Here is a 19224-nt window from a genome sequence, read left to right on the forward strand (position 1 = left end):
ACCCCCGGCCGCTGCTCAGCGGCCTATCGCCCGCCGGGGCAGCGGCGAGGAGTAGACGACGCTGGTCGTGACCGACCCCAGGGCGCCGATCTTCCCGGAGATCTCCTCCAGGTGGCTCATCGACCGCGCACCGACCTTGATCACGAAGCAGTCGTCGCCCGTGACGTGGTGCGCCTCCATGATCTCCGGAGTCGCTTCAAGGAGATCGTGGAACGGCTTGTAGTTGCCGTTCGGGTACCGCAGCCGTACGAAGGCGAGGATGCCCCGGCCGAGCCGCTCCTGGTCGACGACCGCCGTATAGCCCGAGATCACCCCCGCCTCTTCGAGGCGCCGCACCCGTTCCGTCACGGCGCTCGGCGACATGGCGACGGCGCGGGCCAGCTCCGCGAAGGTGGCCCGGCCGTCCTGCTGGAGGGCGTCCAGGATGCGCCAGTCGGTGGCGTCCGGGGAATACTCGGTCATGGCTGCCAGACAACAGTGAAATCCCCGGCGAATCAAGAGATGTTCCGGGGATCGCATCTTCCAGCCGATGATCAAGGGCCGTAGATTTCTGGCCATGACAACAACGCAGCTCGCCACCGCCGCCAACCCCGTCCTGCGCGTCGCCCCGGCCGCGCCCGCCGACGCCGCCGCGTACTTCCGCGCCAGCCTGGTCTTCCACGCCGATGTCTCCGACGTGGCATCGGTGCTGGCCCAGGGCGGCGAGCCGGGCTTCGTCGTGCTGGACTCGCGCTCCACGGAGGCCTGGGACCAGGGCCACGTGCCCGGCGCCGTGCACCTGCCGACGGCGCTCATCGCGGAGCAGGCCGAGCAGCTGCTCGACAAGTCCGTGCCGGTCGTCACCTACTGCTGGGGCCCCGGCTGCAACGGCGCCACCCGCGCCGCCCTCGCCCTGGCCGAACTCGGCTACCAGGTCAAGGAGATGCTCGGCGGCTTCGAGTACTGGGTGCGCGAGGGCTTCGAGTTCGAGACCTGGGAGGGCCGCGAGAAGCGCGAGGCCGACCCGCTGACCGCGCCCGTCGGCGCGGAGAACTGCGGCTGCTGACGGCCGGGCCGCGGTGGCGGGCCGTGGGTGGCGGGCCGGGACCCGCCACCCGCAGGGTCGGAACCCGCCACCCCGTCGCGTCAGAGCTTGGACAGCTCGTCCACCAGGTCGTCCAGGCCCAGCGGCCCCTGCGAGAGCGCCGCCATGTGCCAGGCCCGGGCGTCGAACGCGTCGCCGTGGTGCTTCTTCGCGTTCTCCCGGCCCATCAGCCAGGCCCGCTCGCCCAGTTTGTAGCCGATCGCCTGGGCGGGCACGGACAGATACCGGGTGAGCTCGCTCTCCACGAAGTCCGCCGGGCGCCCGCTGTGGCTGCCGAAGAACTCCTGCGCCAGCTCCGGCGTCCACCGCTCGCCGGGACGGAACGGCGAGTGGTCCGGAATCTCCAGCTCCAGGTGCATGCCGATGTCGACGATGACCCGGCAGGCGCGCATCATCTGCGCGTCCAGGTACCCCAGCCGCCGCTCCGGGTCGGGCAGGAAGCCCAGCTCGTCCATGAGCCGCTCGGCGTAGAGCGCCCAGCCCTCGGCGTTGGCGCTCACCGTGCCGATGGTCGCCTGGTAGCGCGAGAGCCGGTCCGCCACGTGCCGCCACTGCGCGATCTGCAGGTGGTGGCCCGGAACGCCCTCGTGGTACCAGGTCGAGACCAGGTCGTACACCGGGAAGCGGGTCTCGCCCATGGTCGGCAGCCAGGTGCGGCCGGGGCGCGAGAAGTCCTCCGAGGGGCCCGTGTAGTAGGGCGCGGCGGCGCTGCCGGGGGGCGCGATGTGCGACTCCACCTTCCGTACCCGCTCGGCGAGTTCGAAGTGCGTGCCGTCCAGGGCTTCGATCGCCTCGTCCATCAGGGCCTGGAGCCACTCGCGGACCTCGTCCACGCCCTCGATGTGGACGCCGTGCTCGTCGAGGTGGGAAAGGGCCTCCCAAGGGCCCGCGCCCGGCAGGATCTTGTCGGCCTCGGTCTTCATCTCACCGAGGATGCGGTGGTACTCGGACCAGCCGTACGCGTACGCCTCGTCGAGGTCCAGGGTCGTCCCGTTGAAGTAGCGCACCCAGCGGGCGTACCGCTCGCGGCCCACGGTGTCGGGCGCCCCGGCGATCGCGGGCGCGTACACCTCGCGCAGCCAGTCGCGCAGGGCGACCAGCGCGTCGCCCGCCACGCGCGCGGCCGCGTCCAGTTCGGGGCACAGGGCCTCGGGGCCCGGAGCGACGAACTCCTCGAACCAGTTGCGGTCCGTGCCGATCCACTCGGTGAGCTGGCCGATGAAGGTGGCCGTGGCGCGGGGCCCGGCGAACAGCTCGCGGTCGAGCCCCAGTCGCAGCGCCGCGCGGTAGCCGTCGAGGGCCGCGGGGACGGCGTCGAGCCGGGCCGCGACGTCCGCCCAGTCCGCCTCGTCGGCGACCGGCATCATGGTGAACACCTGGCGCACCGAGTGGACGGGCGAGCGCAGATTGCTGATGCAGCGCAGGCCCTCCTGCGCCTCGTGGACGGCGAGTTCGGACGTCAGGCGCTCCCGCAGCAGTCTGGCGCAGCGCCGCTCGGAGTCGCTGTCCGCACCCGGCAGCCGCTCCGCTTCGTCGAGCCGCGCCAGCGTCGCGCGGGCCAGGTCGGCCACGGCCGCCTGCCCGGCGGGTGTGAAGTCCGGAAGCAGCCGGGCGCTCTTGCGCACGCCCAGATAGGTACCGGTGATGGGGTCGAGTTCGATGAGTGCGTCGACATGGGCGTCGGCGACCTGGCGGGGCAGCACGCTGCTGGAAGTGTCTGGCATGGACCACATACTCGTACGAGCGGAGGCTCCGCGTCACCAACAGGCGACCTTCAGCCACCGGAGGCGGAAGGGGAGGGAGGGGACGAAGCGGAAGGTGACACCGATGTCGACGAGGGTGGCAGCAGAGGACCGCACTCCCACTGCTGGAAGATCAACCGCGTCTCCACCCGGGCGACTTCGCGCCGCGAGGTGAATTCGTCGATGACCAGCCGCTGAAGGTCGGCCGTGCCCGTCACGGCCACGTGGACCAGGTAGTCGTCCGGGCCGGTGAGGTGGAACAGGGCGCGGGACTCCGGCAGCGCCCGGATGCGCTCGACGAACGGACCGATCAGTTCACGCCGATGTGGTCGCACCTGTACGGAGAGGAGTGCCTCCAGGCCACGGCCCATTCTGGCCGGGTCGAGACGGAGCTGGTGGCCCAGGATGACTCCGGAGCGGCGCAGCCTGGTCACCCGGTCCAGGCAGGTGGAAGGCGCCACGCCCACCTGCGCGGCCAGATCACGGTAGGTGGTCCGGGCGTCGTTCTGCAGGAGGCGCAGAATGTCCAGATCCACCGGGTCCAGTGCGACAGAATCGGCCATTGGCCGAACGTAGCACGGACCTCACCGCTCATTTCCGGTCACGTCATCACAGTGCCGCCATGGACACCGACACGCAGGACCGCGCCCAGGCCGCACCCCGTGCCCTGGCCACCGAAGCCGTCCACGCCGGCCGCGACGACCTCGCGGGACTCGGCCTGCACGCCCCGCCGATCGACCTTTCGACGACCTACCCCTCGTACGACAGCGCGGCCGAGGCCGCCCGGATCGACGCCTTCGCGGCCACCGGACTGCTGCCCGACGGACCCCCGGTGTACGCCCGCCTCGACAACCCCACCGTGGGCCGTTTCGAGACAGCGCTCGCGCGGCTGGAAGGGGCCGCCGACGCCGTCGCGTTCGCCAGCGGCATGGCCGCCCTGACCGCCGTGCTGCTCGCCCGGGCCTCGGCGGGCCTGCGGCACGTGGTCGCGGTCCGGCCGCTGTACGGCTGCAGCGACCACCTCCTGGACGCCGGACTCCTCGGTACGGAGGTGACCTGGGTGGACCCGGCGGGCATCGCCGACGCCCTGCGGCCCGACACCGGCCTGGTGATCGTGGAGACCCCGGCCAACCCGACCCTCGCCGAGGTCGACGTCCGGGCCGTCGCCCACGCCTGCGGCTCGGTGCCGCTGCTCGTCGACAACACCTTCGCCACGCCCGTGCTCCAGCGGCCGCTCGAACAGGGCGCGCGGATCGTGCTGCACAGTGCCACCAAGTACCTGGGCGGCCACGGCGACGTCATGGGCGGGGTCGTGGCCTGCGACGACGCGTTCGCCCGGCAGCTGCGCCAGGTGCGGTTCGCCACCGGCGGCGTCCTGCACCCGCTCGCGGGCTATCTGCTGCTGCGGGGCCTGGCGACGCTTCCGGTACGGATGCGCGCGGCCGCGGGCAGCGCCGCGGAGCTGGCCCGCAGACTGGCCGCCGATCCGCGGGTGGCCCGCGTCCACTATCCGAAGGTGGGCGGGGCGATGGTGTCCTTCGAGGTGAACGGCGATCCGCACCGCGTCATCGCGGCCGTCCGGCTCATCACCCCGGCCGTCAGCCTCGGCAGCGTCGACACCCTCATCCAGCACCCCGCCTCCATCAGCCACCGCATCGTGGCCGAGGGAGACCGGCGCTCCGCCGGGGTGAGCGACCGCCTGCTGCGGCTCTCGGTCGGTCTGGAGGACGTCGAGGACCTGTGGAGCGATCTGAGCCGGGCGCTCAGCGCTCCGCCCGCGACGCCTGCTCGAACGGCGCCTGCCCCATCGACGTCTGCTGCTGCTCGAACGACGGACGCGCCGGTACCCGAGCCTTCGGCAGCCGGGCGGTGACCACTAGGGTGCCCTCCTCGATCTGGTAGTCCAGCGGCAGGCCGAGGCCGCGCATCGCCGCCACCATCCCGGTGTTGGAGGACTGCGTCACCGCGTACACGCTCTCGCAGCCCGCCTCGACCGCCAGCGCCACCAGGCGCTCCAGGAGCTCGGAGCCGATGCCCCGGCGCTGCCAGTCGTCCTCGACGAGCAGCGCCACCTCGGTCTCGTCGCCGTCCCACAGCAGATGGCCGAGGGCGACGAGCCGCCCCGAGGCGGTCTGGGCGGCGAGGGTGCGCCCGTAGCGGGGGCTGAGCAGGTGGTTGAGGTAGCGGTCGGCGTCGCCGACGGGGCCGTGGTAGCGCAGGCTCAGCGTGCGGTCGGAGCAGCGCTCGTGCATGGCCTTGGCGGCCTCGACGTCGTCCTGGCCGGCCCGGCGGACGGCGATCTCGTTGCCCTCGGGCAGGGTGAGGACGTCCTGGCTGCGCGGGATGCGCGGGCCGAGCCGCGCGTCCAGCTCGACCAGCGCGCGCGCCCGCGCGAACTCGGTCGGAGTGAACGGGAGATAGGGCCGCTCGATCGTGATGGCCCCGCCGTTGGGGTCGCGCAGCCGCATGGTGGTCGATTCGAGTACGCCCTCGACCGGCGCCGTCTCACCGGTCGGACGGCCGGACAGGGACACGGCGGGCAGCGAGTGGATCGTGCACCGGCCCAGCAACTGCCGCAGCGCGAGCGGAAGTTCGGCCGCGTCGAGCGCGGTCCGGGTGGCGAGTCCGAGCACCCGGGTGGGTGCGTCCACCAGGTCGTGCGCGTCCGCGCGCTCCAGCCAGATGTCGCCGCCGCCCGCGGCCGCGATCTCCTGGGTGAGCCGGGCGCCCGCCAGCTCGGCGGGGGCCCGCAGCAGGAACTCGTCGACCGTGCCGTCGGCCAGCGGGTGCGTCTGGAGGGTGAGGATGTCGACCCGGCTGTGGGCGAGCGCGGTGCACAGGGCGGCCAGGCTGCCCGGCTCGTCCCGCACGGTGGCCCGCATCCGCCACAGCGAGGTCTCGCGGGGCGCCGTCTCCGCTCCGGCGGACCCGTCGGTGGACGCGGCGCCGGCTGTGGCGGGCGCCGCGTCCGTATCGGCCGGCGTGTCGGCCGGGGGCGCGTGGCTGTGGCGGTGGGCCCACCAGGTGTGGAACGCCGCCGTGGCCACCAGGGCGACCGCCGAGGCGATCAGCAGGAACGGTCCGTCCGGACCGTGGGCGACCGTGTTCGCCAGCCCGTCGGCCACCGCCACGGCCGTGAACAGCGCGGCCAGCTCGATCATGTCCCGCCGCCAGTGGTGGCGGCGGGCGCTCTTGCGGGCAGTCGACTCAGGCATCTCAGTCATGCCCTCACTGTGGCCGAGCGGTGTTGCGTGATCACGAACGCTTTGTGACTGATGGGTTAAGTGTGATTCTGGTGCTTTTCTGGCCGTTTCTTACGGCTTGTGGCGTGGAATGACCGGCTCGGTGCCGCAGTCCGTACGTCGCTTCCGACCGCACCATCACTGCCGTACGTCGCTACTGGCCCACAAGACCCGGCCTGAGGACCTTGGTGAAGAGTACCGAACCGCCCTGGGCGCGCAGCCGCACCGTCAGTTCTCCGCTGCCGCCGTCGATCTCGATCTCGCCGAAGTTCGGCGGGGTCTCCATGGGGGAGGCGTTGGCCCGGGCCGGTGCGTGGACGAAGACCTGGTCGGGGCCGAAGGTCGCGTCGAGCTTGTTCGCCGGGAACCCGCCCGCGGCGAGCGGCCCCGACACGAACTCCCAGAACGGGGCGAAGTCCTTGAACGCGGCCCGCGACGGCTCGTAGTGCTGGGCCGCCGTGTAGTGCACATCGGCCGTCAGCCACAGCGTGCCGGTGATCCGGCGGTGCTTGATGAACCGCAGCAGCTCGGCGATCTGGAGCTCGCGCCCGAGCGGCGCCCCCGGGTCGCCCTGCGCCACGGCCTCGAAGTTCGCCGGGCCGTCGGTGACGACCAGACCGAGCGGCATGTCGGCGGCGATCACCTTCCACACCGCGCGGGAGCGCGCGAGTTCCCGCTTCAGCCACTCCAGCTGCTCCGCGCCGAGGATGCCCACGGTGTCGTCGGCCTGCCGCCCGGGCGAGTTGGCATTGCGGTACGTGCGCATGTCGAGCACGAACACGTCGAGGAGCGGCCCGTGGCGCACCACCCGGTGCACGCGCCCCTCCCGGCTGCCCGGCCGCAGCGTGGAGACGGGGAAGTACTCGCTGAAGGCCCGCAGCGAACGGGCGGCCAGCACGTCGATGTTCTTCTCGGTGTAACGGGCGTCGTCCAGGATCTGCCCGGGGTACCAGTTGTTCCGTACCTCATGATCGTCCCACTGGACGATCGAGGGCACCTGCGCGTTGAACCGCCGTACGTTCTCGTCGAGCAGGTTGTAGCGGAAGTTGCCCCGGTACTCGGCCAGCGTCTCGGCGACCTTGGACTTCTCCTCGGTCGTGATGTTCCGCCAGACCCGGCCGTCGGGCAGCGTGACGCTGGGCAGGATCACCCCGTCCGCGTAGATGTTGTCGCCGCTGGACAGGAAGAAGTCCGGGTTGAGCCGCCGCATCTCGTCGTAGACGCGGAAGCCGCCGATGTCCGGGTTGATGCCCCAGCCCTGCCCGGCGATGTCGCCGGACCACAGGAAACGCACGTCCTGGTGGCGCGAGGCGGGCGCCGTGCGGAACGTGCCGTACACCGGCTTGCCGGTACGGCGCGGGTCGTCGGGGTCGGCGAGCGTGACCCGGTAGTGGATCTGCTCACCGGCGGGCAGGCCGCGCAGCTGCGTCGTACCGGTGAAGTCGGTGCCCGGTCCGAGCAGCGGGCCCTGCCATCTGCGGGCGCGGCGGAACGATTCGGTGGCGGAGGTCTCCACGACCATCCGGGCGGGCCGGTCGGACCGGGCCCACACGAGCCCCGACGACGCCGTGATGTCACCGGCCTGCACACCCCAGTGGGCGCTCGGCCGCCCGGAGAGCGCCAGCGCGGGCGCGGCCGTGGCGAGCCCGGCGGGCAGGGCGAGCCCCGCCGACACGGCGAGCGAACCCTTCAGTACGGTACGGCGGTCGGGCGAGGGGATCCGAGGGCGGTACGACATCGAGGCGCCTCCAGGGGCGGCGTGGTGGGGTGGGACGGTGGTCCGGTGCGTGCGGATCCGTGCCATGCCTACTGCCCGGCTGCGGCGCGGGCGCGAACCCCAGGTGAACAACGGGATGTCGGCCCTGGGCCGATGGGTCGAGGGTGCCCGGACCGGGGCCCTAGGGCGGTCGGACTAGGGCAAGTGGCCGGGGACCAAGGAACCATCGACCGGGTGATCTTCGTTGAGTACGTTGCCGGTACGGGCCGCCGTCGAGGCGGCCCCGGAGACAGCGACAGCGAAAGCACAAGGAGCTCCCATGCCGGTCGGAGGCCGTTCACACATCCGCATCGCCCGCCCCTCGCGCGATCTGGCGGCGGCGGAGCGCTTCTGGGTCGAGGGCCTGGGCCTCGACGTCGTGTGGCGGCACGACGCGGAGAGCGCCGCCTCCGGCGAGCACGCGCTGCTGATGGTCGGCTGGCCCGACGCCGACTGGCATCTGGAGCTGGTCCACGAGCCGGCCGCTCCCGTCGAGCCCCGGCCGACCGAAGAAGACCTGCTGGTCATTTACGCGGACGAAGAAGTTCCGCAGGAACTGGTGGCCCGCCTGGAGGCCCACGGCGGCAAGCGGGTGCAGTCGCCCAACCCGTACTGGAACGAGTGGGGCGTGACGATCGAGGACCCGGACGGGTACCGGTTGGTGCTCTGCATACGGGGCTGGTCGAACTCCTAGGCGTTACGTGCTTGTACGGCCCCGGCGAGGAGCCGCACCCCGCGCGCGATGTCGGACGGCGTCAGATGGGCGTACCCCAGCACCAGCGCCACGCCGCCGCCCGCTTCGGTGTCCGTTCCCGCTCCTGTTCCTGATCCCGCTCCTGATCCTGTTTCGGTCCCGCGTGAGCTGTAGTACGAGAGCGGGCGCACGGCCACGCGCGCGTGGGCGGCGCGTTCGAGGAGGCGGGACTCCGGGCCGTACCGCGCGGGCAGCCGGGCGATGATGTGCAGCCCGGCCGCGATGCCGCTCACCTCGGTGCCCGGGAAGTGCTCGCGCAACGCGCCGACCAGCGCGTCCCGCCGCTCCCGGTAGGCGCGTTGGCACCGCCGCAGCTGACGGTCGTACGCGCCGCTGGTGAGGAAGTCCGCGAGCAGCGCCTGGTCGAGGGCGGGGTTGCCCAGGTCCATGGTGCGCTTGCGGGTGACGATCGAGCCGGTCAGCCGCTCCGGCGCGAGCAGCCAGCCGAGCCGCAGTCCGGGAGCGAGCGACTTGCTCACCGACCCGGTGTACGCCACGTGTTCCGGGTCCAGCCCCTGGAGGGCCCCGACCGGAGCCCTGTCGTAGCGGAAGTCGCCGTCGTAGTCGTCCTCGACGATCAGCCCGTCCACCGCCCGCGCCCAGTCCAGGAGTTCGGCCCGCCGACGCGCGGAGTAGGCGATTCCGGACGGGAACTGATGTGCCGGAGTCGTCACCGCGACCCGTACCCCGCTCGCGTACAGCGGGCCCGTAGCCAGGCCCTCCCCGTCGAGCGGCAGCAGTCGGGTCCGTACACCGGTGGCCGCGAACAGCGCGGTGTGCTCGGGGCTGCCCGGGTCCTCGACACCTACGGTCCGCTCGCCCCGCTCCCCGAGCGCGAAGCCGAGCAGCGTCGTCGCCTGGGCCACCCCGGAGCACACCACGATCCGCTCGGGGTCGGCGACCACTCCGCGCCGCCGGGCGAGCAGCGCGGCCAGCGCGGTCCGCAGCTCGGGCAGCCCGCGCGGATCGGGATAGCCCAGCGACCGGTGCGGCAGCCGCTCCAGGACGCCCTTGTGCGCGGCGGCCCAGGCGGCACGCGGGAACAGCGACAGGTCCGGGGTGCCGGGCAGGAAGTCGACGAGCGCGCCCGGGTCGCGCGGAGCCAGATCACGCGCGCGTGGTGCGTCGGCGGCGCGTGCCGCCCCGCCCACCCAGGTGCCCGAGCCCCGGTCGCTGCGCAGATAGCCCTCGGCGGTGAGCTGCTCGTACGCCTCGGTGACAAGGCCGCGCGAAACCCCGAGGTCGGCGGCGAGCTCACGGCTCGACGGCAGCCGCGTCCCGGCCGCGAGCCGCCCCGACCGCACGGCCTCGCGGAACGCCGACTGGAGCGCCCTGCCCCGCTGCCGGGCCGGCGCGGCGGCGGCCGGAAGCAGCAGTTCCCAGGCCGCGTTCCACGACGGCGGCGCGTCGCCGCCCTGCGGCGCGGAGGGCGAAGTGGTCCCCGATGGCGTCATGGAAGTGGACCTTAAACAAGACCACCGTGCTGCCTAGCGTCGGGCCCATGAACGTGTCACAGCTGCGGGGCGCGGCGTTCGCCGCCGTCGCCTGCTTTCTCGTCGGCGGCTCCTTCACCGCCAACAGCGTCCTCGGCGACTATCCGCACGCGGGCGGCCAGGCCCTCCGCTACGGCCTCGCCTGCCTAGTGCTGCTCCCGCTGCTCGGCCGGGGCGGCACCGCCCCGCTGCGCGGCCTCGGCGGGGCCCAGTGGGGTCGGCTCGCGCTGGTCTCGGCCGTCGGGATGGTGGGCTTCAACATGGCGGTGCTGGCCGCCGAGCGGACGGCCGAGCCCGCCGTCCCCGGGGTCTTCGTCGGGTGCGCGCCGGTCGTGGTGGCGGTCCTCGTGCCGCTGCTCGACGGGCGGCGGCCCACCCGGCCGGTGCTCTACGGAGCGCTCCTGGTGGCGGCCGGGGCCTTCACCGTGCAGGGGTGGGGCCGGACCGACGCGGTGGGCATTGCTTGGTCGGCAGGCGCGCTGGTGGGCGAGGTGGGGTTCGCGGTGCTGGCGGTTCCGGTGCTGCGGCCGCTCGGCCCCAAGCTGCTCTCGGCGGCCGTGTGCGGCGTCGCGGCCGTCGAGTCCGCCGCGCTCGCCCTCGTACTGGACGGCCGTGCGGCGCTGCGGCTGCCCGACGCGACCGAGACGGCGGCCCTGGTCTGGCAGGCCGCCGTCGTCACCGTGGTCGGGTTCGTCTGCTGGTACGTGGGCGTGCAGCGGATCGGCGCCGAACGGGCGACGCTCTTCTCCGGCCTCATCCCGGTGTCGGCCGCGCTCACCGCGCCGCTGGTCGGCGCCGGGGCGTACGGCACGGCGCAGGCCGCGGGCAGTGCGCTGGTCGGTGCCGGGGTCGCGCTGGGTGCCGGGGTGCTGGGCCGGCGCCCCGAGCGCGCCCGCTCAGCGGCTGGTGCCGAGGATGACGCGCGCGACGAGGGCGGGGTCGTCGTTCATCGGGACGTGGTCGCGGGTTCCCACCATCCGCAAACCTGAAAAGCCAGGTCACGGGCGTGGGACGCGACCGGCGTCCTCAGCGGCTCGTGTCGAGGATGACGCGGGCCACCAGCGCGGGGTCATCAGCCATAGGAACGTGGCCGCAGCCGGGCAGCCGCACCAGTCGGGCGCCCGGGAGGGTGTGCTTGGCGCGGATCCCCTGGCGGCGCAGCAGCAGCCGGTCCTTGGAGCCCCAGGCGACGGTGACCGGAACTCCGGGCACGTCGTCGGTGAACCGGACCCCGACTCCGGCGGCCAGGGTCTCGTCGAAGCCGGTGGCCTCGCGCAGCGCGAGCGTCTCGGCGACGACGGCCTCGGGTGAACGGCGCCCGGGGCGCGCGTAGATGGTGCTCGTCAGCGCCGCGCGCCCGGCCGCGCTCCTGGACAACCGCTCGATGACCGGCAGCGGCAGCAGCTTCGCCCCCCGCCGCATCGCGGTCAGCGTCGCGAAGGCGTAGCGGCGCTCCGCCTCGGTCCAGAACCCGGCGGGGGAGAGGGCCGTCACCGACCGTACGAGCTTCTCGCGCCCCAGCCCCAGGGCCAGCAGCCCGCCGAGGGAGTTGCCCGCCACGTGCGGCCGCTCCACGCCCAGCTCCTCGCAGAGCGCGCCCAGCGTCGGCACGACCGTCGACAGGTCGTACGAGACGCCCTCGGGCAGCGCCGGGGACGCGCCGAACCCGGGCAGGTCCACGGCGATGACGTCGCGCTCGGCGGCCAGCAGGTCGAACACCGGATCCCACGCCTGGCGGTGGTGCCCGATGCCGTGCAGCAGGAGCAGCGGATCGCCGGAACCGGCCCGCCGGTAGGAGACGGTGACGGTGCGGCTGCCCCGGGGGGAGCCGATCGTGAAAGAGACCTCTTCGGCCATGCTGCTGCTCCCGGTCGTGGACGGACGGCGCCGCGCGAGCGACGGTAGACACCCTGTCAGCAACAATTACCCTTCGGTAGCTTGGAGTTCAAGGGGCGGGTCCCGGACACCGCGCAAGGGGCGAAGAATCGAACAGCGCGGGTTCTCCTTCTGGACAGCCGGTTGCCGGTCGGCTGGGATGGAGCGGTGACTGCCCCCACCGCCGCCGAACTCTTCGAAGACCACAGGTCCGTCCTCACGGGCGTGGCCTACCGCATGCTGGGCCGCGTGACCGACGCCGAGGACGTGGTGCAGGAGGCATGGCTGCGCTGGTCGGCGCAGGACCGCGACGGCGTGCGCGACCCGCGCGCGTTCCTCGTACGGATCGCCACCCGGCTCGCGATCGACCGGCTCAGACAGATCCAGGCGCGGTGCGAGGCATACGTCGGGCCCTGGCTGCCCGAGCTGATCGCGACCGATTTCGGGCCCGTCGTACCGGATACGGTCGAACAGGCCATGCTGGCCGATTCCGTCTCGCTCGCCGTCCTGGTCGTCCTCGAATCGCTGTCGCCGCTGGAGCGGGCGGTGTTCGTCCTGCGCGAGGCGTTCGGCTTTCCGTTCGCGGAGATCGCGGCCACCCTGGACCGTACGGAGCCCGCCGTGCGCCAGCTCGCGGGGCGCGCCCGGCGCCACGTCGACGAGCGCAAGCCGCGCTACGACGTCGACCCCGCCCACCGCCGCGACCTCACCGAGCGGTTCATGGCCGCCGCGGGCGGCGGCGACCTGGACTCCATGCTCTCCCTGCTCGCCCCCGACGTACGTTTCATCGGCGACAGCGGCGGCAAGTCCAAGGCCCCGACACGGATCATCGAGTCCGCCGACAAGGTCGGTCGCTTCCTGTACGCGGTGTCGCAGGAGGGCGGGCCCGAGGGTGACTTCCGCATCACGGAGATCAACGGCGGTCCCGCGGTGCTGGTCCTCTACGACGGCGAGCCGGACAGCGTCCTGCAGCTCGACGTCCTCGACGGCCGCATCCACTGCGTCTACGTCGTACGGAACCCGGACAAACTGACCGCACTTGCCCGCGAGGAGCGCGAGGCGTACGTGGACCAGTCGCCCTGTTAGCCCCACTCGCCCCAGCAGTCACGACCCCGTGCCCGGATCCGGGCACGGGGTAGTTTGCTGCGCCCTGCTCACGGGACCGCGAACGTCGTGTGAACGCTCTGGGCCAGGGGTCGGATTCGTTCCGTAACGGAACGAGGATTGGTCTTGACCAAGGGGGTGTGCCGCCCTATGGTCGCAGAGTTAGTGCAGGAACCTTTAATAAACAAGGGCGCAGAAAAGCCGCCGGGGCACGGCGATTGCGGAGGACAGGGTGGGGACCACGCAGCTGGAAACGGTGCCGGAGCCGAAGTACTGGCACCTCAAGACCGTGCTGAGCGAGGCGCTCGACTCGGACTTCGCGGTGGGAGAGATCCTGCCCAACGAGCGTGAACTCGCCGCCCGTTTCGGCGTCGCGCGCGCCACGCTCCGCCAGGCTCTGGAGCAGCTCGAACTCGAAGGCAGGCTGCAGCGCCGCCGTGGCGTCGGCACGACCGTCGCCCCGCCGCGCGTGGGCGTCTCCGTCGGCGCCGAGCAGCACGACTGGCCCGGCACCGCCGGTGACGCCTGGCAGGCCGCCGACTGCGCCGTCGGCGCCCCGCCGCTCGCGGTGGCCCGGCTCTTCGACACCGAGCCGCTCGAAGAGGTGCACACCGTCCGCCGGATCCGCACCACGCACGGCCAGCCCGTCGCCGCCGAGCTCCTCTACGTGCCGGCGTCCTCCGTACCGGACCTCACCGCGATCGACGCGCCGTCCGGACCGGCCCGCGCGCGCAGCGTGCTGCGCGAGCTCCAGCGCCTCGACCTGGAGGGCCAGGACCGTGCGGTCGAGCTCGGCTCGGCCCGCGCCGACGACGCGAAGGAGCTCGACCGGCTGCCGGGCGCGCCCGTCCTCGTCGTGACGACGCGCTACTTCTCCCTCGGCCGGACCGTCGCGGTCTCGGTGGCGACCTACCGCGCCGACACCTGCCGCCTCACCTTCGGCGATTCGGGTGACCTGCAGATCAGTCACGACGGCCACCGCCAGGCTTCCTGAGGCCTGCCCGCCTCGCTTTTGACACGGCCCCGCCGCTTGGTCAGCGGCGGGGCCGTTCACGTTGGGGCTGGGGCCGAGTCAGCCGGCGTATGCCTGGTGCGGCGTGGTCTGAGGGGCCGGCCCTCGCGGGCCGGGGCGCGGCTCTGCTTCATCGCCCGGGACGGCGGGGCCCAGCCCCGTCGGGCTCCCGGGCCGTGGGCGCCCCCGCCCGCTCACCGCCGAGCCGTCACCGTGCCCTCGACCGCGAACAGCTGCTCCTCGACATGGTCGAGCGCGAGCCGCAGCGCACCGGTCGCCACCGCCGCCTCCCCGAGCAGGGAGAGGGCCACACGCGGTGGCCGCAGGCAGTACCGCGCGAGCTCCTGCCGCAAGGGATCCAGCACGCCGTCGATCCCCGCCGCCCAGCCGCCGACGACCACCAGCTCCGGGTCGAGCGCGAGCACCAGGGCCGCCACATCGTGGACCAGCCGCTGGATGAACCGCTCGACCGCCTCCTGCGCACCGCTGTCGCCCCGCTTGGCCAGCGCGAACACATCGGCGACCGCCTGCTCGTCCAGCGGGTGCAGCGGCTCCCCGGTCGTCGACAGCAGCTTCTCCGGCGTCACGTCGCGGCCCAGCAGATGCAGCGCGCCGATCTCGCCCGCCGCGCCGCCGAACCCCCGGTGCAGCCGTCCGCCTATCAGCGACCCGGCTCCCGGGCTCAGCCCGGCCAGTACGAAGACGATGTCGTCGGAGTCGGTCGCCGCACCCTTCCAGTGCTCGGCCACGGCCGCCGCGTTGGCGTCGTTCTCGACCAGCACCGGGCAGCGGAACGACCGCCGCAGCCGCTCGCCCAGGGGCAGACCGGTCCACTCGGGCAGCGCCGTCCCGAGCCGCACGGTGCCGTCGGCCTCCACTATGCCGGGGCTGCCGACACCGACCGCGCGGAGCGAGCTGCGCGCCACCCCGGCCCGCCGCAGCAGATCGGCCACCGTCGCCCTGACCCGCTCCAGGCGCTCATCGGCGGAGGCCGTCTCCGACACCTCGCGCGATCCGGCGCCCACGATCCGCCCGTCGAGCCCGGACAGCAGCGCCGCCACCCGGTGCGGGCCGATCTCGATGCCCAGCAGATGGCCCGCCTCGGCCCGGAACCTGAACCGGCGCGCGGGGCGTCCCTGACGGCGCGCCTCGCCCTCCTCGGGAGCCGACTCGACGACGAGTCCGCCCTCCATGAGTCCTTCGACCACACCCTCGACCGTCGGCCTCGACAGGCCGGTGATCCGGGTCAGATCGGTCAATGTGGGAGATTCCGCCCCACGCAGTGCATGGAGAACCACCGCGGAATTGATCCGCCGCAGCAGAGAGGGATCCCCGCCGGTCAGCCGCCCCAACGTGTGTCCTCCCAGCTCGTACGCGTGTCTGCCGGATCGTACTCGCTGGTCAGGTATACGGCGAGTGGCGGATGGTCACGGAGACGCATCAGCTCGGAGCCACGAATCCCGACTCGTACGCCGCGATCACCGCCTGGGTCCGGTCCCGGGCGCCCAACTTGGCCAGGACGGCGCTGACATGCGTCTTCACCGTCTCGGTGCCGACGATCAGCCGGGCGGCGATCTCCGCGTTGGAGAGCCCGCGCGCCATCAGCCGCAGAACGGCCGCCTCACGCTCGGTGAGCGCCGCCTTGTCCAGCGCCGCCCGGGCGTCCCGGTTGCCGTACTCGGCCGCGAGCGACCGGACCGCTGCCGGGAACAGCAGCGATTCGCCCTCCGCGACGAGCCGCACCGCGTGCACGATCTCGGCGGGCCGGGCCCGCTTCAGCAGAAACCCGTCGGCACCGGCCCGCAGCGCCTCGTACACGTACTCGTCGTTCTCGAACGTCGTGACCACCAGGATCTTCGGCGGGTCTTGCACCGTGCGCAGCACCGCCCGAGTGGCCTCTATCCCGTCGAGCAACGGCATCCGGACATCCATCGCCACCACATCGGGGCGCAGCTGGCGCACCAGCGGGATGACGGCGGCGCCATCGGCGGCCTCACCCACCACCTCGATGTCGGGCTGGGCCTCCAGTACGGCACGCAGACCCGCACGGACCAGGGGTTCGTCGTCGACGAGAAGAACGGTAACCGGCATCCGGTCAGCGTAGGCCGTCCAGCGGCAGTCGGACGCGCACCCTCCATTCCCCCTCCTGCGGACCCGACCGGGCCTCGCCGCCCAGCAGTGCCGCCCGTTCACGTATCCCGCGCAGGCCGCTGCCGCCCTGCGTCCTGGTCATCGAACCCGCCAGCGGATTCGTCACATCGAGCTCCAATCGCTCTCCCAACACGGCTATCCGCACCCGCACAGGCACCGGACCCGAGTGCCGCAGCACATTGGTCAGTGCCTCCTGGAGGATCCGGTATCCCTCCCGGGAGACCGGACCCGGCACCAACGCCAGCGGTCCGCTCAGCTCGGAGTCCACCTTCGCCCCCGATGCCCGCGCCGATTCGAGAAGCCGGTCGGCCTCGTCGAGCGTCGGCCGCTGCCCCACCGGGCCCCCGCTCTCGCGCAGGACGAGCAGAACGCGCTCCAGGTCGTCCAGCGCCGCCCGGCCCGTCTCCTCGATCGCGGCCAGTGCACGGGCCGTGAACGCCGGGTCACCCGCCGCCCGGGCAGCGCCGGCCTGCACCACGGCGACGGTCAGTGCGTGCCCGATCGAGTCGTGGATCTCGCGAGCGATCCGATTGCGTTCGAGTAGCCGCTCCGTCCGCTCCTCCAGCGCGGTCAGCCGCTCCTCTTTCGACGGGCCGAGCAGCCGCCGGGCGATGGCGGCGTCCAGCTCTCCGAGGGGCGCGACACAGCAGAGCATGAGGAGAACGGGCAGCGGAGCCAGCGCTGACCACCACCAGTGCGGTGCCGCGTCGCGCAGGACGGGAAGGTCGCTCGTCCCGTGGCCCATGGAGGCGCTGACCAGCTCGTAGGCGACTATGGGGAGCCATGCCGAGATCGCCATGGTCACCAGCGCGAGCGCCAGTCGTATCTCCAGCCACATGACCGTCCGCCCGCGCTCGGCCCAACTGGCCGACGGCGCCGCGGAGACGGTCGCGTCGTGTCGGCCCCGCTCCTTCGGCACGACGAGCAACTGGACCTGTATCCCTTCTGCCAGGCGCACGGCCGGTATCAGCCCTATCAACAGCAGGGCGATAAAGGGGACATAAGGCTTTTCCATATCGATGAACAGCCAAATGCCGTACACCGCGACGGGCATCGACAGATGCAGCCATCGCGTGTACGTCACGGAGCGGCCCAGCGGGCGGAGAAAGCGGATCATGTCGCCATCGTGCCAGCGTCAGGATCGCCGCGGCTCCCCCGCGCGGGGGAGACGATCCCCACGCACGGGGGAGGCCCGGGACCTGCCGCGACGGCGAATGTTGAGACATGACCAGCATCGACGTCCAAGAGCTCACCAAGGAGTACGGAACCACCCGCGCCGTGGACCGCCTGACATTCAGCGTGCGGCCCGGCCAGGTCACCGGCTTCCTCGGCCCCAACGGCGCCGGCAAGTCCACCACCATGCGGCTCGTCCTGGGCCTGGACCGGCCGACGTCGGGCACCGCCACGCTCGGCGGCCGCCCGTACGCGGAATACGACGAGCCGCTGCGCCACGTCGGCGCGCTGCTCGACGCCCAGGCCGCGCACGGCTCGCGCACCGCACGGAACCATCTGCGGGCCCTGGCCGCCAGCAACCGAATACCGGCCCGACGCGTGGACGAGGTGCTGGAAGAGGCGGGTATCGCCCGTGTCGCGGGCCGACGCATCAAGACCTTCTCCCTCGGTATGCGCCAGCGGCTCGGGATCGCCGCGGCCCTGCTCGGCGACCCCTCTGTGCTGATCCTTGACGAGCCGTCCAACGGCCTCGACCCGGAAGGGATCATCTGGATAAGGGAGTTGATGCGAGGGCTTGCCCGCGAGGGCCGAGCCGTCCTGGTCTCCAGTCATCTGATGAACGAGACGGCATCGTTCGCCGACCATCTGGTCGTCCTCGGCCGAGGACGGCTACTGGCCGACACGCCCATGCAGGACTTCATCGACTCGCGCATTCAGCCGCGGGTGCGTCTTCGGACCACCGAAGGCGGCCGCCTTCGCACCGTCCTGACGTCCCGGGGCTTCGCGCCCGTCGAGGGCGAGGACGGCCGCTGGATCGTCGAGGGCGCACGGGTCGAGGACGTGGGTCCGCTCGCTGCGGCGGAAGGCATCCCGATCCTCGAACTCGCGACGGAGGAGGCGACGCTGGAGCAGGCCTATCTCGACCTCACGGCAGACGAGGCGGAGTTCGCGTCCGTCTCGTCCGCCGGCCCCAACCGTCCCACCCCTCCCAACTCATCCCGCGATTCGAACCGTTCAAACCGTTCTGACCGTTCCATCCGCTCTGTCCGTTCGACCAACGACCAGGAGGTATGAGCCGTGTCGTTCCCCGCAGTTCTTCACGCCGAGTGGATCAAGGTCCGCTCGCTGCGGTCCCTCGTCGGCTCGCTGATATCGGTGTTCCTGGCGACGGCCGGTCTGACCATCCTCGTCTGCGCCACGCTGGGACGCCCGGAGCCCGACAGCACCGACTTCGACCCCATTCTGTTCTCGTACTACGGCCTGAACTTCGGGCAGATGGCGGCGCTCACCTTCGGGGCGATAGCGATGGCCGCGGAGTACAAGAACGGAGGGATACGCGTCTCGCTCGGCGCCGTGCCCAACCGGGGGCTGTTCTACGGGGCGAAGCTGGCCGTGATCGGCGGTCTTGTCTTCGTCGTCGGGCTCGTCACCAGTCTGACCTCGTTCCTGTCCGGCCAGGCGCTCATGGACAAGGGGTTCGGCATAGGCATCGGTGATCCGGGGGCACTTCGCGCGGTGGTCGGCTGCGCCCTCTACCTCGCCCTGCTCAGCCTGCTGGCTGCGGGCCTCGCGGCTCTGCTGCGCAGTGTCACCGGCGCCATGAGCGTGCTCGTACCGATGTTCCTGATCGTGCCCTTCGTGGTCGGGGACGTGTCGCAGGGCGGTAGCGCCGCGGACTTCCTGCCGGACCGGGCGGGCCGGCAGATCCTGCTGCTCCACCCGGAAGGGCCGTTGGGGCACTGGAGCGGCATGGCGGTGCTCATGGCGTGGAGCGGGCTGACCGTGGGGGCGGGCTGGTGGGCGCTGCGGCGGCGGGACGCCTGAGAGGCCAATTGTCA

At 72.3% G+C, this 19224-nt stretch carries 18 protein-coding genes; 8 read left to right on the forward strand and 10 right to left on the reverse strand.

What is annotated here, in order from left to right; all coding sequences use genetic code 11:
* Window positions 1-15 precede the first annotated feature (15 nt).
* Complete coding sequence (locus QIY60_RS25485; RefSeq protein WP_101387220.1) at window positions 16-462, reverse strand: Lrp/AsnC family transcriptional regulator; 447 nt, start codon at window positions 460-462, stop codon at window positions 16-18.
* A gap of 94 nt (window positions 463-556) precedes the next feature.
* On the opposite strand from QIY60_RS25485, the gene QIY60_RS25490 reads away from it, so the two are divergent.
* Window positions 557-1045, forward strand: a complete 489-nt coding sequence (locus QIY60_RS25490; protein ID WP_283144506.1) for a rhodanese-like domain-containing protein — start codon at window positions 557-559, stop codon at window positions 1043-1045.
* Between the two features lie 80 nt (window positions 1046-1125).
* On the opposite strand, the gene QIY60_RS25495 is transcribed toward QIY60_RS25490, so the two are convergent.
* Window positions 1126-2808, reverse strand: coding sequence for a DUF885 domain-containing protein (locus QIY60_RS25495; protein ID WP_283144507.1), 1683 nt, complete (start codon window positions 2806-2808; stop codon window positions 1126-1128).
* A 50-nt stretch (window positions 2809-2858) separates the two neighbouring features.
* Entirely contained in the window at window positions 2859-3389 is a 531-nt protein-coding gene (locus QIY60_RS25500; protein ID WP_283144508.1) for an Lrp/AsnC family transcriptional regulator, read from the reverse strand.
* A 59-nt stretch (window positions 3390-3448) separates the two neighbouring features.
* Between QIY60_RS25500 and QIY60_RS25505 the strand changes: the two genes are divergently transcribed.
* Window positions 3449-4699 (forward strand): PLP-dependent transferase, encoded by a 1251-nt coding sequence (locus tag QIY60_RS25505; protein WP_283144509.1) that lies wholly within the window; start codon window positions 3449-3451, stop codon window positions 4697-4699.
* On the opposite strand, the gene QIY60_RS25510 is transcribed toward QIY60_RS25505, so the two are convergent.
* A complete protein-coding gene (locus tag QIY60_RS25510; RefSeq protein WP_283146068.1) occupies window positions 4590-6041 on the reverse strand; it encodes a GNAT family N-acetyltransferase in 1452 nt (483 codons plus the stop codon). The two genes, QIY60_RS25505 and QIY60_RS25510, sit on opposite strands and share 110 nt — an antisense overlap.
* Window positions 6042-6222: 181 nt before the next feature.
* Complete coding sequence (locus QIY60_RS25515) at window positions 6223-7806, reverse strand: alkaline phosphatase D family protein (RefSeq protein ID WP_283144510.1); 1584 nt, start codon at window positions 7804-7806, stop codon at window positions 6223-6225.
* Window positions 7807-8104: 298 nt separating this feature from the next.
* Between QIY60_RS25515 and QIY60_RS25520 the strand changes: the two genes are divergently transcribed.
* Entirely contained in the window at window positions 8105-8518 is a 414-nt protein-coding gene (locus QIY60_RS25520) for a VOC family protein (RefSeq protein ID WP_283144511.1), read from the forward strand.
* Here QIY60_RS25520 and QIY60_RS25525 read toward each other — a convergent pair.
* Window positions 8515-10032, reverse strand: a complete 1518-nt coding sequence (locus QIY60_RS25525) for a PLP-dependent aminotransferase family protein (RefSeq protein WP_283144512.1) — start codon at window positions 10030-10032, stop codon at window positions 8515-8517. The two genes, QIY60_RS25520 and QIY60_RS25525, sit on opposite strands and share 4 nt — an antisense overlap.
* A gap of 47 nt (window positions 10033-10079) precedes the next feature.
* Here QIY60_RS25525 and QIY60_RS25530 point away from each other — a divergent pair, with 47 nt between their 5' ends.
* Window positions 10080-11060: a DMT family transporter gene (locus QIY60_RS25530; protein ID WP_283144513.1), complete on the forward strand. Its 981-nt coding sequence runs from the start codon at window positions 10080-10082 to the stop codon at window positions 11058-11060.
* A gap of 37 nt (window positions 11061-11097) precedes the next feature.
* On the opposite strand, the gene QIY60_RS25535 is transcribed toward QIY60_RS25530, so the two are convergent.
* Window positions 11098-11928, reverse strand: a complete 831-nt coding sequence (locus QIY60_RS25535; protein WP_283144514.1) for an alpha/beta fold hydrolase — start codon at window positions 11926-11928, stop codon at window positions 11098-11100.
* 186 nt (window positions 11929-12114) lie between these two features.
* Between QIY60_RS25535 and sigJ the strand changes: the two genes are divergently transcribed.
* Both sigJ and QIY60_RS25545 read left to right on the forward strand, forming a co-directional pair.
* A complete protein-coding gene (gene sigJ, locus QIY60_RS25540) occupies window positions 12115-13032 on the forward strand; it encodes an RNA polymerase sigma factor SigJ (RefSeq protein ID WP_283144515.1) in 918 nt (305 codons plus the stop codon).
* A 250-nt stretch (window positions 13033-13282) separates the two neighbouring features.
* The gene (locus QIY60_RS25545) at window positions 13283-14044 is read left to right on the forward strand and encodes a GntR family transcriptional regulator (protein ID WP_283144516.1); all 762 of its coding nucleotides are present in this window, start codon (window positions 13283-13285) and stop codon (window positions 14042-14044) included.
* A gap of 212 nt (window positions 14045-14256) precedes the next feature.
* Here the strand turns inward: QIY60_RS25545 and QIY60_RS25550 are convergent, their stop codons facing one another.
* The 3 genes from QIY60_RS25550 to QIY60_RS25560 form a co-directional block, all read right to left on the reverse strand.
* Window positions 14257-15414, reverse strand: coding sequence for an ROK family transcriptional regulator (locus QIY60_RS25550; protein WP_283144517.1), 1158 nt, complete (start codon window positions 15412-15414; stop codon window positions 14257-14259).
* A gap of 88 nt (window positions 15415-15502) precedes the next feature.
* Window positions 15503-16153, reverse strand: coding sequence for a response regulator transcription factor (locus tag QIY60_RS25555; RefSeq protein ID WP_101387208.1), 651 nt, complete (start codon window positions 16151-16153; stop codon window positions 15503-15505).
* Window positions 16154-16157: 4 nt separating this feature from the next.
* Window positions 16158-17330: a histidine kinase gene (locus tag QIY60_RS25560; protein ID WP_283144518.1), complete on the reverse strand. Its 1173-nt coding sequence runs from the start codon at window positions 17328-17330 to the stop codon at window positions 16158-16160.
* A 107-nt stretch (window positions 17331-17437) separates the two neighbouring features.
* On the opposite strand from QIY60_RS25560, the gene QIY60_RS25565 reads away from it, so the two are divergent.
* Complete coding sequence (locus QIY60_RS25565) at window positions 17438-18460, forward strand: ATP-binding cassette domain-containing protein (protein WP_283144519.1); 1023 nt, start codon at window positions 17438-17440, stop codon at window positions 18458-18460.
* Window positions 18461-18463: 3 nt separating this feature from the next.
* On the forward strand, window positions 18464-19210 hold the full coding sequence (locus QIY60_RS25570) for an ABC transporter permease (RefSeq protein ID WP_283144520.1): 747 nt from the start codon (window positions 18464-18466) through the stop codon (window positions 19208-19210).
* Window positions 19211-19224: the final 14 nt, after the last annotated feature.

The sequence above is a fragment of the Streptomyces sp. BPTC-684 genome (assembly GCF_030028635.1).
Classification (GTDB): Bacteria; Actinomycetota; Actinomycetes; order Streptomycetales; family Streptomycetaceae; genus Streptomyces; species Streptomyces noboritoensis.